Here is a 14,453-nt window from a genome sequence, read left to right on the forward strand (position 1 = left end):
GCCATGACGTACCTCGACCCGCCGGGCGGCCACGGCCGCCCGGCGGTTCCGTCAGCTGAGGCCGCCGCCGCACTGGCCCGCTGCGTCTCGGTCGAACCGGCCAAGTTCGCCGCCGCGCACTGGGGGCACACGCCGCTGCTGTCCCGCGCGGCCGAACTGCCCGACCCGGCCGGCTTCACCGATCTGCTCAGCCCCGCCGACGCCGACGAACTGCTGAGTCGGCGCGGTCTGCGTACCCCGTTCCTGCGCGTGGCCAAGGACGGCCAGTTGGTAGCGGCGGCGCGCTGGACCGGCGGCGGCGGCGCGGGCGCCGAGATCGGCGACCAGGTGCTCGACGAGCGGGTCCTGGAGCAGTACGCGTCCGGGGCCACGCTGGTGTTGCAGGGTCTGCACCGGATCTGGCCGCCGCTCGTCGACTTCGCCCGCGACCTGGGCCTCGCGCTCAACCAGCCCCTGCAGATCAACGCCTACCTGACCCCGGCCGGCAGTCAGGGCTTCGCCACCCACTACGACACCCACGACGTGTTCGTGCTCCAGGTCGATGGCCGCAAACACTGGCGGATCCACCCGCCGGTGCTGCCCGACCCGCTGGAGAAGCAGCAGTGGGGTGGACGCGCCGACGAGGTCGGCGCCACCGCGCAGGGCCCTGCCGCGCTGGACGTGGTGCTCGCCCCCGGCGACGCCCTCTACCTGCCGCGGGGGTGGCTGCACAGCGCGCAGGCGCAGGACGCCAGCTCGCTGCACCTGACCGTGGGCATCCGCGCGCTCACCCGGTACGCAGTGGTCGAGGAGTTGTTGGCGCTGGCCGCCGAGGACCAGCGGCTGCGGGCCAGCCTGCCGTTCGGCACCGACGTCGCCGACCCGGACGCCATCGAGCCGGAGCTGACCGAGACCGTGGAGGCGTTGCGGGACTGGCTGCTGCGCGCCGACCCGGGCGCTGTCGCCGCCCGACTGCGACAGCGAGCCTGGCCGGCCGCCCGCCCGGCGCCGATCCGACCACTCGCCCAGGCCGACGCGCTGGCCACCCTGGACGCCGACTCCCGGGTCACGGCCCGGCCCGGCCTGCGCTGGCAGTTGGTGCCGCACGACACGGACACGGTGGCGGTGCGGCTCTTCGACCGCACCATCACCCTGCCGGCGAACTGCGAGCCGGCCACCCGCGCCCTGCTCACCGGCACTGTCACCCGGGTCGGTGACCTACCCGGGCTTCCCGACGACGCCGACCGGGTGACCCTGGCCCGCCGCCTGCTCCGCGAGGCCGTGCTCGTCCCGGCCTGATTCCGAGGGCTGATCGCGTCGTGAGGTCAGCGGCCGAGGATCAGCAGCAACGCGGTGGTCAGCAGCCCGGCGCCGAGGACCACAGTGATCGGTCGGGGGCCGAGTACCGCGTGTCGGCGGTCGGCCAGCAGCCGGGCCGGCACCAGGCCGACCAGGGGCCCGAGCAGCGTCACCACAAGCGCCAGCACCGGCAGCCCGACCGCCAGGTCGCCGCCGTAGCCGACGCCGAGCGCGCGGGCACCGGCGCCCAGCCCGTACGCCAGCACACCGCCGGCCACCCCGCAGAGCGCCAGCAGCGGATTGACCGAGCCCGGCAGCTCGCCCGGCTGCCCGGCGCGGTCGAGCAGGTCACGGGCCTTGGCGAGCAGCAGGACGGGGTCGGTGGCGCCGACGCCGTTCGCCGGGGCGGGCGGGCCGCCGAGGCGGCGGGCACCGAGGCGCGAGCGGACGTGCTGCCACAGGTGGGCCACCTCGGCGTCGACCCGTTCCTGCTGTTCACGGGCGGCGACGAGCTCCTCCTCGGCGTTCTGGAGCTGCTCGGCCGCGTCGGCGACGGCCCGCTCGGCGGCAGCGCACTGCCGCTCGTGCCAGGTGTGCGCCTCGGCGCGCTGCTCGCCCACCCGGGCGGTGAGGTCGGCCAGCCGCCGCAGCTGCGCCGCGTACGTCTCGCTGGTCACCGGTTCGTTCATCGTGAAGGTCCATAGGGGATGATCACCTGTCCGGTGCGGTGGACCGCCCGGTCGAAGAAGAGCCCTCGCCAGGGGCGGGGATACCAGTCCGGGCCGCCGGTGCCCGGGTAGAGCGAGGAGCCCAGCTCGTCGCCGTGCGCGTCCAGGGCCACCCAGGCGCCGATCTGGTCGGTACGGGCGCCCGGCCCACCCAGGTCGGCGCGCATCCGGGCGACGCCCCGCCACCAGGCCAGCACGTGCGTCCGGCGTTCCGGCCCGTCGTGCATGATCCGGCGCAGCTGCTCCAGGCCGGTGCGCCGACCCAGGCGGGCGGCCAGCGCACCCGCTGCCGCGTCGACAGCGAACAGCAGCAGATAGTGCGGGCTTCCCGGGCCGCTCAGCCCGTCGGCAGTCTCGGCCATCAGCTCACCGACGGTCTCCTCGTCGTACCAGGCGGCGTCGTCGGCGAGGTCCTCGTAGAGGGCGCGGGCCATCGGGTCGGCGTCCGGGTCGAGGCAGGCGATGGAGAACCGGGCGGTGCCCGGCGGGTGCTGGCGGGCCAGCGACCGGGCCGCCGCGTCCAGGACGGCGCACGCCTCGTCGACGCGGGTGCCGAGCACCGCGAGGTTGCGGCCCGGGGCGCGCGGCAGCCGCAGCGCCGCCGAGCGGGACTGCACGTCGATGATCTCGCCGAGCAGTGCCACCGGGTTGCGCGGCGCGATCCCGTCAGGGGGTACGGCGAGCGCCCGGAAGTCCGGGGCGTCCGCGAGTCGGGGGATCGCGTCGCCGTCGAAGAGCCGGGCGGGCGCCGCGTCGGGGGACCGCATCCGCCACAGCCGGTTTTGCAGTCCGCTCCAGGTCTCCCAGTCGCTGGCCGACGGGATGCGGGCGACCTCGTTGCCCTCCACCATGCCCGACTCGGCGTTGACCACGGCGTGCCAGCGCGGCAGCGACTGCGCCGCGTCGTTGCGCTCGGCGAGGATGCGCAACGCCTTGGGCAACGCGATGCGCAGGGTGAACTGGGCGACCAGGGCGGGGCGGCCCCACAACGCCTCGATGCCCCGCACGTCCTGCGAGGCGAGGACCAGGTGGATGCCCTGGGACCGGCCACGCCGGGCCAGGTCCTCCAGCAGGTCGGCCGCCTCCCGGGCGACCACGTCCCGGCCGGCCAGCAACATCTGGAACTCGTCCACCACGGCGACGATCCGTGGCCAGTGCCCGGTCGGGTCGACAGCCCGCAGCTCGGCCAGCTTGGTCACCTCGTGCTTCTTGGCCGCGTCGGCGCGTCGGCGCAACTCGTCGGCGAGGAAGCGCAGCAGCGCCAGCCCGAACTCCCGGTCGGTGTTGACATTGATGCCGACCAGTCGCATGTGCGGCAGCCAACTGGGGTCGCGTCGGCCCTGCGCGAACCGCGCGAAGGAGACCCCCTCCTTGAAGTCCAGCAGGTAGAACTCCAGCTCGGCGGGGGAGTAGCGGGCCGCCAGGGCGCCGATCCACGCGAAGATCAGGTTGGTCTTGCCGGTGCCGGACGGCCCGCCGATCAGCGCGTGCGGCGGATAGTCGCCGAGCGTCAACCGTACCGGCCGGCCGTGCGGACCCTCACCGATCGGCGCGGTCAACCCGTCGGCGGAGTCCTCCCGCCACATCAGCTCGGGCGGGGGCAGCAGGTCGGTGAAGGGGGTCGGCGGCGGGCCCGCGTTCACCCGGGCGGCGACGTCCCGGCAGGTCTCGGTGACAAGCGTCGCCGGTGGCGGCGGGTCCAGCCGGACCGCCAGTCCGGCCGAACCGCCGATCCGCGCGCCGGACACCCCGGCCACCACCCGGGTCACCGTCGGATCCTCCGGCAACGGCACACCGAGCACCACCAGGTGTACGCCGCAGGCCCCGCCGGCCCGCACCACCCGGTCCAGTTGCCCGCGTTCGTGCCGGTTCAGCTCCTCACCACCGAGCAGCACCGCCACCCGCCACGGTTCGGGTCGTCGGCCGGTCGCCGCCGCCAGTTCACGCAGCGACGCGTACTCGCCGGCGAGGACCGTCTCGTTGATCCGGCGGATCTGCTCCACCAGGTCGTCCAGCAGCGGGCCCAGCCCGCCCGGGCCGACGAAGGTGAGCAGCCCCGCCGTGCCCAGCGGGGCGAACCCGGCCAGGCCACCACCGAGCTGGTCCGGGTCGTACCCGATCAGTCGTACCGCCCCGGGGTCGGCGCGGCCGACGGCCCGCAGCAGCAACGCGGACACCACCGCGTCGCAGCCGGCGCGGTCGTCCCCGGAGAGGTGGACGTGCCCGGCGTCGAGCAGCGGCACCAGCGCGGGCACCGGGTCGACGCCGTCGATCCGGACCGTGCCGACCCGCAGCGCGCCGGGCGGTTCGGCCCGGCGGGCGGGCGTCGGCGTCCACCCGGCCCAGTCGGCCCCCGCGCAGCCGGGCGCCTCCTGGCGGGCCGCATCGGCGGCCCGCCGGGCCAGCTCCGCGATCCGGGTGGAGTAGCGGGCGTCGATCTCGGCGATGCGGCGGTCCCGTTGGGCGCCCACCCGCTCCGGTACGGCGGCCGCCGCCCGCTGGACCCGGGCCAGTCGTTCCCGCCCGGCGGTCAGGTCCGCCTGGGCTGCGGACAGGCGGGCACGGGTGGCGCCCAACGCCTCGGCGAGGGTGTCCCGGACCCGGCTGGCCAGCTGACCGCGCCGGTCAGCCATCGGAGCCCCGACGCGTCGGCGCGTCCCGCCAGGGGCTGCCCGAGCGCGGCGGCAACCCATCGGGGCGCGGCGGCAGGCTGTCCGGGCGCGGTGGCAGCCCACCGGAGCGCTGCGCACCGGTGGTGCCCGGCCGCTGGACCGCACCGCCGGCGCGGGGAACCGGGCCCGCTGGCCGCCCGGAACCGCCCGGCTGCCCGGCCCGCGCCGGTTGCCCCGACCCGCCTCGTTGCCCCGACCCGCTCCGCTGCCCCGCGTCGCGCGGTTGACCCGCGCCCGTCGGTTCGCTGGCACCCGCCGGTCCTCTCGCGCCGCCGGCCGGTAGGTCCCGGCCGAGTCGGGCGAGCAGCAGCCCGGTCGCCACCCCGGCGGTCACCGCGGAGTCGGCGGCGTGCGACGGCTCCCCGGAGGCACGCGGCGGCGGCATCCGGCACACCCGGGTCAGCAGCGTCTCCAGCACCGGCGGTGGCAGCCCTGGCAGCAGATCACGGACGCGTCCGTCCAACTCGCCGCGCAGCCGTCCGAGGTCGGTGGCGCGCGGCGGGTGCCCCAGCAGCTCACCGGCCAGTTCGCGCAGCAGCGGCGGCGCCAGCGCTGCCATGCCCAGCCCCACGTCGGCCGGGGCCCGGCGCAACTCCTTGCGGAGCCGGTCCCGGTCGCCGGAGCGGACACCACCCACCACTCGGCGCAGCAGCTCCTGGGAGTCGTCCACCCGCTCGTCGGGTTCGTCGTCGGTGCTCTCGCGCCCGCCGGTCAGCTCGGCCACCCGCACCGCCCACCAGCGGCTCATTCGTGCCTGCTCGGCCGGCTCCGGGGCGACCGCGGTGGGCCCGGACGCCGGTGGCGTGTCGTGTCGGGGAGCGCGTTGCTCGGGGCGGGGCGCCGGGGCGCCGTCCGCGCCGAGACCGATCGCCGTCAGATAGGCCGACAGCTGTTCCTGTGCCACCCGCAGCGCGTAGCCGGCGCTCTCGGCGTGCTCGGTGGCGGCGGACAGCTCGGGCACCCCCATCGGGTTGGCCGACTCCTGTCGTACCCAGCGCAGGCGTTCCGCGGCCAGGCCGAACTTCTCCAGCGCCTGCCCGAGCAGCGCCAGCGGGAACTCCTCGGTGGCGGCACGGACCTGCCCGCCGACATCCTCGATGATGGACACGGCGGCCTACAGGGTGGAGACGTAGAGCTGCGCCTGCTCCACCGCGACAAGTGTCGCGGCGAGACACTCCTCCAGCTCCTGGCTGGCCTGGGTCAGCGACGCCTGGGCCGCCTCGACCGTCTCGTGCCCGCTGCCCTCCAGCGCCCCGGCCAGTGTCTGCTGTGCCTCGGACAGCTTTTCGCCGGCCGCCTGCACGGCTGTCTGCCCGTCCCCGATCTGTTGCAGGGCGACATCGATGGCAGCCTTCAGCTCGGCGACGCTCGCCACGGTGGAACCTCCTGGGGGCGGGGAGATCTCCATTAGAGCCTATTGGCGGTTCCGAAAGAACATCCGCCCTGTCGGTGTTCCTGCCTGCCTGTCCGGAAGGCCCTCGGAAGTGCCGGGAGTCCGATCTGTGGGAGTCCCAGTGCGAGAACTTCTCAGTTGTTGGTCGGGTTCTCGCGGAGCCAGCGCGGGCCGTACACCTCGGCGCCCAGCGCCGTCACGCGCCCGCGCAGCTCCCGGTCGGCGGTGACCACCAGCCGGCGACGCCGCGGCGCGCCCTCCACCAGCTCGACCACCGTGTCGTCGCCGGAGCCGGCGGCGGAGACCACCCGGACGCCCTCGGTGCCCGGCACGTCCCGCGCGGCCCCTTCGACCACCAGGACGACCTCCACCGGGGCGGTCAGGCGGGCCGGCAACCCGATGGTCGCCACCGGGGCGAGCGAGTCGCGCAACCGGGCCGCGGCCCCGGCACGGTCACGCCACCAGCCGTTCGGGCGCGAGCCGACAACGTTGGCGCCATCCACGATCAGCAGCGGGGTCTCATCCATCCCGTCAGCCTGCCACCATCGGCCGGCCCTGACCCGACGCCACTCCCGGAATGCCGGTCCTCCGCCACCTGCGGCGTTTGTCGGGGCGCGCGCCGGGTAGCCCCTGCCGACCGTGCCGAGCCCTACTGCGGAGGACAGACATGATGGGACCCGGTGACATCGGCTCCGACCCGTGGGACGAATTCCTGGCCAGGTACTTCGGCCGGGGCGAGGGAGGGCGCCGACCGCCGCACCGGGTCGACATCACCCGACTGATGACGGCCGACGCCCGGGAGATGCTGGCCGACGCGGCCCGGCGGGCCGCGCAACGGCAGAGCAGCGACCTGGACACCGACCACCTGCTCTGGGCGGCGCTGCAACGCGAACCGCTGCGCGACCTGGTACGCCGCGCCGGCGCCGACCCGGACACCCTGCTCAACGCCCTCGGCGGCAAGGGCGACGGCGCGCCGCGCGGGGAGGTGCCGCCGAACCTGTCGTTGACCCCCGCCGCCAAGCGGGCGTTGCTCGACGCCCATCAGCTGTCCCGGGCGATGGGCGCCAACTACATCGGCCCCGAGCACATCCTGATGGCTCTGCCGCTCAACCCGGAGTCGCCGGCCGGGCGCATGCTGGCCGCCGGCCGGATCCAACCCGAGTCGTTGCAGGCCGCCAACGCCGAGCGCGGGCCGATGACCGGGCCGAAGCCGGACCGCGGCACGCCCACCCTGGACCAGTACGGGCAGGACCTCACCGAGTTGGCGCGGATGGACCAGATCGACCCGGTGGTCGGACGCGCCGACGAGATCGAGCAGGCCATCGAGATCCTGTCCCGGCGGACCAAGAACAACCCGGTGCTGATCGGCGAGGCGGGCGTCGGCAAGACCGCCATCGTCGAGGGGCTGGCCGAACGGATCTGCGACGGCGACGTGCCGCAGACCCTGCTCGGCAAGCGGGTCGTCCAGCTCGACCTGGCCGGTCTGGTCGCCGGCACCCGCTACCGGGGCGACTTCGAGGAGCGGCTGAAGAAGGTGATCGACGAGATCCGGGCGCACCGGGACGAGCTGATCATCTTCATGGACGAGATCCACACCCTGGTGGGGGCCGGTGGCGCCGGCAGCGAGGGCGGGATGGACGCGTCCAACATGCTCAAGCCCGCCCTCGCCCGGGGCGAGCTGCGGGTGATCGGCGCGACGACGCTTGACGAGTACCGCAAGAGCATCGAGAAGGACGCAGCCCTGGCCCGGCGCTTCCAGCCGGTGCTGGTGCCCGAGCCGAGCGTCGACGACACCATCGCTATCCTGCGCGGGCTGCGCGACCGGTACGAGGCCCACCACCAGGTGCGCTTCTCCGACGAGGCGCTGGTCTCGGCCGCCGAGCTGTCCGACCGGTACGTCACCGACCGGTTCCTGCCGGACAAGGCGATCGACCTCATCGACCAGGCCGGCGCCCGGGTGCGGTTGCGGACCCGTACCCCCGCGTCGGACGTGCGGGAGCTGGAGCAGGAACTCGACGACGTACGCCGGGACAAGGAACAGGCCGTCACCGACGAACAGTACGAGCGGGCCTCCGCGCTGCGTGACCGGATCGCCGAGCTGGAGGAGAGCATCCGACGCGCGAACGGCGAGGACGGCTCGTCCGGCTCACAGGTGCCCGAGGTGGGCCCCAAGGAGATCGCCGAGGTGGTCTCCCGGGCTACCGGCATCCCGGTCAGCCAACTGACCGAGGAGGAACGGGACCGCCTGCTGCGCCTGGAGGGTCACCTGCACCAGAAGGTGGTCGGTCAGGACGACGCGGTGACCGCGGTCGCCGAGGCCGTCCGTCGCTCCCGGGCCGGGCTGGCCGACCCGGAGCGGCCGATGGGCAGCTTCCTGTTCCTCGGCCCGACAGGTGTCGGCAAGACCGAGTTGGCGCGGGCCCTGGCCGAGGCGCTGTTCGGCGAGGCGGACCGGATGGTCCGGGTGGACATGAGCGAGTTCCAGGAGCGGCACACGGTCAGCCGGCTGGTCGGCGCGCCGCCCGGATACGTCGGCTACGAGGAGGCCGGTCAGCTCACCGAGGCGGTGCGCCGCCGACCGTACGCGGTGGTGCTGCTCGACGAGATCGAGAAGGCCCACCCGGACGTGTTCAACATCCTGCTCCAGGTGCTCGACGACGGGCGGCTCACTGACAGCCAGGGCCGCACTGTGAACTTCAAGAACACCGTACTGATCATGACGAGCAACCTCGGCTCCGAGCTGATCACCGGCGCCCAGCGCTCGGTCGGCTTCGGCACCGGGGACGTGGGCAGCGAGCAGGAGAGCAACGAGCTGCGGGAGCGGCTCATGCGTCGCCTGCAGGAGAACTTCCGCCCGGAGTTCCTCAACCGCATCGACGAGGTCATCATCTTCCGCCGGCTGGAGGCCGAGCAGCTGCGCGACATCACCGCGCTGCTGCTGGAGGAGACCCGCCGCCGCATGCACGCCCAGGACCTCCAGGTGGAGTTCACCACCGCCGGCATCGACTGGCTCGCCGAGCACGGCTACCAGCCGGAGTTCGGCGCCCGCCCGCTGCGCCGGGTGATCCAGCGGGAGGTGGACAACCACCTGTCCCGGATGCTGCTGGAGTCGGCGATCTCGCCGGGGCAGAAGGTCACGGTGGACGTCCGCGACGGCGCGCTCACCTTCGACGTGACCGCGGGTGAGCGGGGGTACACCGCCGCCACGACCACCCACCCGCGATGAGCGGGTCGGGGCGAAGGGACGACCAGGAGGACCCGCACGAGCCCGCGGAGCCCGCGAAGAGCCGGGACGAGGACGACCATCCCGACCCGATCCTGGCGCCGCCCACCGCCAACCCCCGCCGGACGCGGGTGCCCGCGGAGGGCCTGCATCCGAAGACCGACCAGGACGACCCGGAGAGGTCCGGGCCACCGCCCGGAGAGGAGACCTGATGGTACGCGAAGCGCGACTCGACCCCGAGGTGGAAGTGCTCTGGGATGACTTCCACGCCGAGGTCAACGTCCCGTCGGAGCAGCTGCGGACCTGGCTGCTGACCCGAGGTTCGGGAGAGGAGTCGTTCAGCCCGAACCCGAACCTCGACCTGCCCCAGCCGGGCCGGGAGATCCTCAAGGTGCTCAACAAGCGCAAGGTGGACCTCACCCCGGAGGACATCGAGGTGATGCGTGAGGCGGTCGAGCGGATCCGCGAGCTGATGGACGCCAAGCCCTCGCGCGGCAACGCCGACGACAGCTGGCGGCACTCCCTGCTGGACCTGGGTCACGACCCGCTCGTCGAACTCTGAGCGACCGCTTGACGGTGCCGTCCCGGGCAGGGACGGCACCGTTCGGCGTCCTGCTACTGACCCTGGTCGGGCTCCAGGCTTGCGATGGTCAGGCCGGCCGCGTCGGCGGCGGCGTCCCGGTCGCCGCGGGTCTGGTCCTCCCGGGTGAGCAGGTTCGCGTACTCGGTCACGTCGGCCGGGTCGGGCACCGTCGGCAGGCGGCGCAGGAACGCCTCCACCGCACGGGTGGCGGCGGTGTGCGCGGCAGCCGCCTGGCGTAGCAGTTCACGGTCGTCGGCGGGCGGGTAGAGGTCGGTCATGTCCGCCAGATACCCGGCCCACGGCGGTTCGCACCGCCAGCGGCCGGGAATACCTGCCGGTCAGCCCGGTCGGACCCCGGTGGGTTGACGGACGCCGAACCCCGGGTTGCGGGGCAGCCAGGCCAGGTACGCCGGATGCGGCGCCAACGAGTCGACGTACGCCGCCTTGGCCGTTTCCAGCACCAACTCGGCGCCCTGGGCGGCGGGGGAGTCCGGATGCCAGCCGAGCAGGAGCCGCCAGCGCAGGGGCGTCCCGGCGACCTGACGGGTGACCAGACCGCTCACCGGGCGGAACGTCGCCTGACACAGGGCCACCGCCACGCCGGCTTCCACCAGGTCGACGCAGCCGCGGATGTCGGTCTCGTACACCTTGCGGGGGGTGAAGCCGGCGCGGGCGCAGGCGGCGGCGAAGCAGTCGGCGAAGCAACCGTCGCCCGGCGCGGCGACCCACTGCTCGTGGCGCAGGTCCGCCAGACGTACCTCGTCCTGGGCCGCGAGGGGATGGGTCTCCGGCAGCAGTACCAGCACCGGGTCGACGGCCACCTCCTGCCAGCTCAACCCGAACCCGGCCGACGGGCTCGCGTCGCCGCACACCCCGGCCAGCGCGAAGTCCAGTCGACCGCCGGCCACCAACTGGGCCAACTCGTCCACCGACCAGGACGCGTACGTGGTGATCTGGGCGGGCGGCTGCTCGGCCGCCAACCGGTGCACCAGCCGACCCAGGATCGGGCTGTTCACCCCACCGAACCGGTAGCACGGCGGGGTGTCGCCCGCCCCGGCCAGCCGGGCGGCCTCGTCCTGCAGCCCCTTCATCGCCGGTAGCAGCACCCGGGCGCGGGCCAGCACCAGCTCACCGAGCGCGGTGGGCCGGGCACCGCGCCGGTCCCGGTCGAACAGCGGGCCGCCCAGCGTCCGCTCGATGCGTTGGAGCTGGGCGGTGAGCGCCGGCTGGGCCAGGCCGAGCGCCGACGCCGCCTTCGTCACACTTCCCGTCTCCGCGATCGCGCAGACCACCCGCAGGTGACGCAGCTCCAGGTTCATAGGGTGACGGTAGGACTACGCGTCTGCTGGCGGAATAGCCCGAGTGGATCGGTGATAATGAATGCACTGTCGGCCGGCGCCGGTTACTTGTCGCGCGGCTGCTCCGGCAGGTCCGCCAGGTACGTCGGCCGCCGCGTCACCACGTCGAGGACCTTGTCCACCACCCCGACCGCCGGCTCCACGATCCGGTTCCACGGAGGCGTGGCCGGCGTTCCCGGGTGCGGCCGGGTCGGCGCGGCCTCCTCGGCGATCTCCAGTCGGTTGCCGAGCCGGATCAGCTCCTCCTCGGTCGCGACCGCGCGCAGCTCGGTGACCAGCTCGCCCACTCCGTCGACATGCCGGCGGACCCGCTCGGCGACGTCGGTCAGGGCCTCGTCCGTGAGCCCCTTCAGGGCGCTCAGCAGGGCCGCGTCGGCGTTGATCTCCGCGTCCACCCGCTCGGCGGCCGTCGGCAGCGCCGCTCGCACCGCCGGCAGCAGGTACTGCTCCTCGGCGGACAGGTGCCGCGACAGCGCGGCGGTGAGCACCGTCAACCCCTCCTGCGGGGTGGCGTCCGGGCCGGAGAGCTGGTCCAGCAGCGCCAGCAGTTGCCGGTGCTCCCGGTCCACGATGTCGGCGATGCTGGGACCGGCGGGCCGGTAGCCCTCCTCGGGTGCGGGCGCGGGCGGCAGCGGCGGCAGGGGAACGGCGGACATGGTGCCCTCCTCGACTGGCGGGCGGAAGCTCCGGCAGGGACGTACGGTCGTGGGCGGCGGTACCCGAACGCGGCCACGGCGAAACCGACCCGTCGATGCGTCCACCCGCGCCGGCCTGTCGACCAGCTCGGGCTGGTATGAAGAGGCGATGACGAGCGATGCGGCCTCCGCCCGACCCGACCCCACCGCAGAGGTCGTGGACCTCTGCCGCGACCTGCTGCGCATCGACACCACCAACACGGGCGACAACGACACGAGCGTCGGCGAGCGCCACGCGGCCGAGTACGTGGCGGAGAAGCTCGCCGAGGTGGGCGTGGAGTCCGTCCTGCACGAGTCCGCGCCGGGCCGGGCGAACGTGGTGGCCCGCATCCCGGGCACCGACCCGAGCCGGGGCGCGCTGCTGGTGCACGGCCACCTGGACGTGGTGCCCGCCGACGCCGACGAGTGGTCGGTGCACCCGTTCTCCGGCGAGCAGCGCGACGGCTACCTGTGGGGCCGGGGCGCGATCGACATGAAGGACTTCGACGCGATGGTGCTCGCCGTGGTGCGGCACTGGCAGCGCACCGGCGTGCGGCCCCCGCGCGACATCGTGCTCGCGTACACCGCCGACGAGGAGGCGGGCAGCGACTACGGCGCGCGCTTCCTGGTGGACAACCACCGCGGCCTCTTCGACGGCTGCACCGAGGCGATCGGTGAGGTCGGCGGCTTCTCCTACTCGGTCAACGACAACCAGCGGCTCTACCTCATCGAGACCGCCGAGAAGGGCATCGACTGGCTGCGGCTGCACGCCAAGGGCCGCCCCGGGCACGGCTCGATGATGCACGACGACAACGCCGTCACCGCGCTCGCCGAGGCGGTCGCCCGGATCGGCCGGCACCGCTTCCCGGTCGTGGTCACCGACACCGTGCGGGCCTTCCTGACCGAGGTCTCCGACCTGCTCGGCATCGAGCTGGACCCGGACGACCCGGAGACGGCCATCGCCAAGCTCGGCCCCATCGCCAACATCATCGGCGCGACCATCCGCAACACCGCCAACCCGACCCGGTTGAGCGCCGGCTACAAGGACAACGTCATCCCCGGCCGGGCCACCGCCACCATCGACTGCCGCAGCCTGCCCGGCCAGTCGGAGCTGCTGGAGCGGCAACTGCGCGAGCTGGTCGGCCCGGACATCGCGATCGAGTACGTCCAGCGGCAGCCGGCGCTGGAGACCACCTTCGACGGTGACCTGGTCGAGGCCATGTCGGCGGCCCTGCGCGCGGAGGACCCGGGGGCGCGGCCCGTTCCGTACATGCTCTCCGGGGGCACCGACGCCAAGGCGTTCTCGCAGCTCGGAATCCGCTGTTTCGGGTTCGCCCCGCTCCGGCTGCCCGCCGACCTGAACTTCTCGGCGTTGTTCCACGGCATCGACGAGCGCGTTCCGGTGGACGGACTACAGTTCGGCGTGCGGGTTCTCGACCGGTTCCTCCGCACCTGCTAGCCGTGTCCGGCCGTGTCCGCCGGCGCGCAACCTCCCCAACGTGAAGGGACTGCCCCACATGACCGACCAGCATGGTGAGCTGGACGCCGCTCTCGAGCGGGTGATCGAAGCGGCCCGCCACCACCTGGCCGCCGTACGCGCCGCCCAGGGCCGCGTCGACGACGACGACGTCTGGCAGGCGTACGTGGCGTTGAACAACGCCTCCTTCGCGTACGACGAGCGGCTGCTCGACGCCTTCGGCGAGGTGACGCCGTGGGATGTCGACTCGATCGACCCGGACGAGGCCGACGAGCGTTTCGGCGGCGGTGAGGGAGCCGAGGCCAGCGACCCGCACCCCCGGGTGATCTCGGTGCGCCAGCGTCGTGACTACCGTGTGCCGAGCGTGTCCGCGCTGCTGCGCGTGGCCGAGGCGGCCCGCCGCGAGGGCACCCCGGAGGACGACGAGCCGGCGCCGGTGGAGGGCGTCGGCGAGGCGGTGCTGGAGCTGCTGCAGAGCGGCGACGGCTCGCTCGGCGCGTTGGACGTCCCCGAGTTGGAACCACTCGACGGGGTGGTCATGGTCAGCGAGGTCGGCACCCCTGTCGACCTGGAGTCGTTCGACGACGACGACGCGGTCGGCCCGTTCCAGCCGGCGGCCGACGACCGGCTGGTCGGTCGGCTCGACGAGCACCCGTTCCTGGAGCTCGACGACGACCACGACCACGCCGGGCACCAGCACTAGCCACTGGGCCGGGTGCCGCCCGGGGCCGACTCCGGCCCCGGGCGGCACCGTCCGGTCGTCAGTACGACAGGCCCGGCTGCGGCTGGTTGACCCGCCGACGGCGCAGCACCACCTGGCGCGTGCCGTCCCGGTACAGCCGCACCCGGGCCAACTCCCATCCGGAGAACTCCGCCTGGATCGCCAACTGCGCCGCGGCGGTCAACCGGTCGACGTTCGGCGGCAGCCGCAGTGGCGCGTACTCGTAGTCCATGCCCTCCATGCTGCCCAGCCCAGCAGCCGTTCGCCACCCCCTCCAGGGTGACCAACAACGCCACCCTGGGCCCCGGGCCCCCCGGGCGCCCCCGGCGCCCCGCCCCCCCAGCGT

Annotated in this window: 15 protein-coding genes; 6 read left to right on the forward strand and 9 right to left on the reverse strand. The window is 73.9% G+C overall.

The window, feature by feature from the left end:
• Positions 1 to 3 precede the first annotated feature (3 nt).
• Complete coding sequence (locus KBX71_RS15570) at positions 4 to 1,278, forward strand: cupin domain-containing protein (RefSeq protein ID WP_210818720.1); 1,275 nt, start codon at positions 4 to 6, stop codon at positions 1,276 to 1,278.
• Positions 1,279 to 1,304: 26 nt separating this feature from the next.
• Here KBX71_RS15570 and KBX71_RS15575 read toward each other — a convergent pair whose 3' ends face one another.
• The 5 genes from KBX71_RS15575 to KBX71_RS15595 form a co-directional block, all read right to left on the reverse strand.
• Positions 1,305 to 1,967 carry a hypothetical protein gene (locus KBX71_RS15575; protein ID WP_210818721.1) on the reverse strand — a complete coding sequence of 221 codons (663 nt, stop codon included), beginning with the start codon at positions 1,965 to 1,967 and terminating at the stop codon, positions 1,305 to 1,307.
• Positions 1,964 to 4,639, reverse strand: a complete 2,676-nt coding sequence (locus KBX71_RS15580; protein ID WP_210818723.1) for an FtsK/SpoIIIE domain-containing protein — start codon at positions 4,637 to 4,639, stop codon at positions 1,964 to 1,966. The genes KBX71_RS15575 and KBX71_RS15580 overlap by 4 nt, the downstream gene beginning before the upstream one ends.
• Positions 4,632 to 5,786 (reverse strand): hypothetical protein, encoded by a 1,155-nt coding sequence (locus KBX71_RS15585; protein WP_210818725.1) that lies wholly within the window; start codon positions 5,784 to 5,786, stop codon positions 4,632 to 4,634. The genes KBX71_RS15580 and KBX71_RS15585 overlap by 8 nt, the downstream gene beginning before the upstream one ends.
• Positions 5,787 to 5,792: 6 nt before the next feature.
• Positions 5,793 to 6,053 (reverse strand): hypothetical protein, encoded by a 261-nt coding sequence (locus KBX71_RS15590; protein WP_030332749.1) that lies wholly within the window; start codon positions 6,051 to 6,053, stop codon positions 5,793 to 5,795.
• Positions 6,054 to 6,205: 152 nt separating this feature from the next.
• A complete protein-coding gene (locus KBX71_RS15595) occupies positions 6,206 to 6,598 on the reverse strand; it encodes a hypothetical protein (protein ID WP_210818727.1) in 393 nt (130 codons plus the stop codon).
• 140 nt (positions 6,599 to 6,738) lie between these two features.
• On the opposite strand from KBX71_RS15595, the gene KBX71_RS15600 reads away from it, so the two are divergent.
• From KBX71_RS15600 to KBX71_RS15610, 3 genes are read left to right on the forward strand one after another with little or no spacing between them, the layout of a single operon-like run.
• The gene (locus tag KBX71_RS15600; RefSeq protein ID WP_210818729.1) at positions 6,739 to 9,297 is read left to right on the forward strand and encodes an ATP-dependent Clp protease ATP-binding subunit; all 2,559 of its coding nucleotides are present in this window, start codon (positions 6,739 to 6,741) and stop codon (positions 9,295 to 9,297) included.
• The gene (locus KBX71_RS15605; RefSeq protein ID WP_196926905.1) at positions 9,294 to 9,506 is read left to right on the forward strand and encodes a hypothetical protein; all 213 of its coding nucleotides are present in this window, start codon (positions 9,294 to 9,296) and stop codon (positions 9,504 to 9,506) included. Before KBX71_RS15600 ends, KBX71_RS15605 begins: the two co-directional genes overlap by 4 nt.
• On the forward strand, positions 9,506 to 9,856 hold the full coding sequence (locus KBX71_RS15610; RefSeq protein WP_210818731.1) for a DUF3140 domain-containing protein: 351 nt from the start codon (positions 9,506 to 9,508) through the stop codon (positions 9,854 to 9,856). The genes KBX71_RS15605 and KBX71_RS15610 overlap by 1 nt, the downstream gene beginning before the upstream one ends.
• A gap of 53 nt (positions 9,857 to 9,909) precedes the next feature.
• Here the strand turns inward: KBX71_RS15610 and KBX71_RS15615 are convergent, their stop codons facing one another.
• The 3 genes from KBX71_RS15615 to KBX71_RS15625 form a co-directional block, all read right to left on the reverse strand.
• On the reverse strand, positions 9,910 to 10,155 hold the full coding sequence (locus tag KBX71_RS15615; protein WP_210818733.1) for a hypothetical protein: 246 nt from the start codon (positions 10,153 to 10,155) through the stop codon (positions 9,910 to 9,912).
• A gap of 60 nt (positions 10,156 to 10,215) precedes the next feature.
• Entirely contained in the window at positions 10,216 to 11,196 is a 981-nt protein-coding gene (locus KBX71_RS15620; RefSeq protein WP_124821706.1) for a LysR family transcriptional regulator, read from the reverse strand.
• A gap of 83 nt (positions 11,197 to 11,279) precedes the next feature.
• The gene (locus KBX71_RS15625) at positions 11,280 to 11,891 is read right to left on the reverse strand and encodes a hemerythrin domain-containing protein (protein WP_210818735.1); all 612 of its coding nucleotides are present in this window, start codon (positions 11,889 to 11,891) and stop codon (positions 11,280 to 11,282) included.
• A 148-nt stretch (positions 11,892 to 12,039) separates the two neighbouring features.
• Between KBX71_RS15625 and KBX71_RS15630 the strand changes: the two genes are divergently transcribed.
• Together KBX71_RS15630 and KBX71_RS15635 are read left to right on the forward strand one after the other, a co-directional pair.
• Positions 12,040 to 13,368 carry a M20/M25/M40 family metallo-hydrolase gene (locus tag KBX71_RS15630; protein WP_210818736.1) on the forward strand — a complete coding sequence of 443 codons (1,329 nt, stop codon included), beginning with the start codon at positions 12,040 to 12,042 and terminating at the stop codon, positions 13,366 to 13,368.
• A 58-nt stretch (positions 13,369 to 13,426) separates the two neighbouring features.
• Complete coding sequence (locus KBX71_RS15635) at positions 13,427 to 14,089, forward strand: hypothetical protein (RefSeq protein ID WP_124821703.1); 663 nt, start codon at positions 13,427 to 13,429, stop codon at positions 14,087 to 14,089.
• 58 nt (positions 14,090 to 14,147) lie between these two features.
• On the opposite strand, the gene KBX71_RS15640 is transcribed toward KBX71_RS15635, so the two are convergent.
• Positions 14,148 to 14,339, reverse strand: coding sequence for a DUF5703 family protein (locus tag KBX71_RS15640; protein WP_013734349.1), 192 nt, complete (start codon positions 14,337 to 14,339; stop codon positions 14,148 to 14,150).
• Between the last annotated feature and the right edge of the window lie 114 nt (positions 14,340 to 14,453).

The sequence above is a fragment of the Micromonospora sp. D93 genome (genome assembly GCF_018070365.1).
In the GTDB taxonomy this organism is placed as follows: domain Bacteria; phylum Actinomycetota; class Actinomycetes; order Mycobacteriales; family Micromonosporaceae; genus Micromonospora; species Micromonospora ureilytica.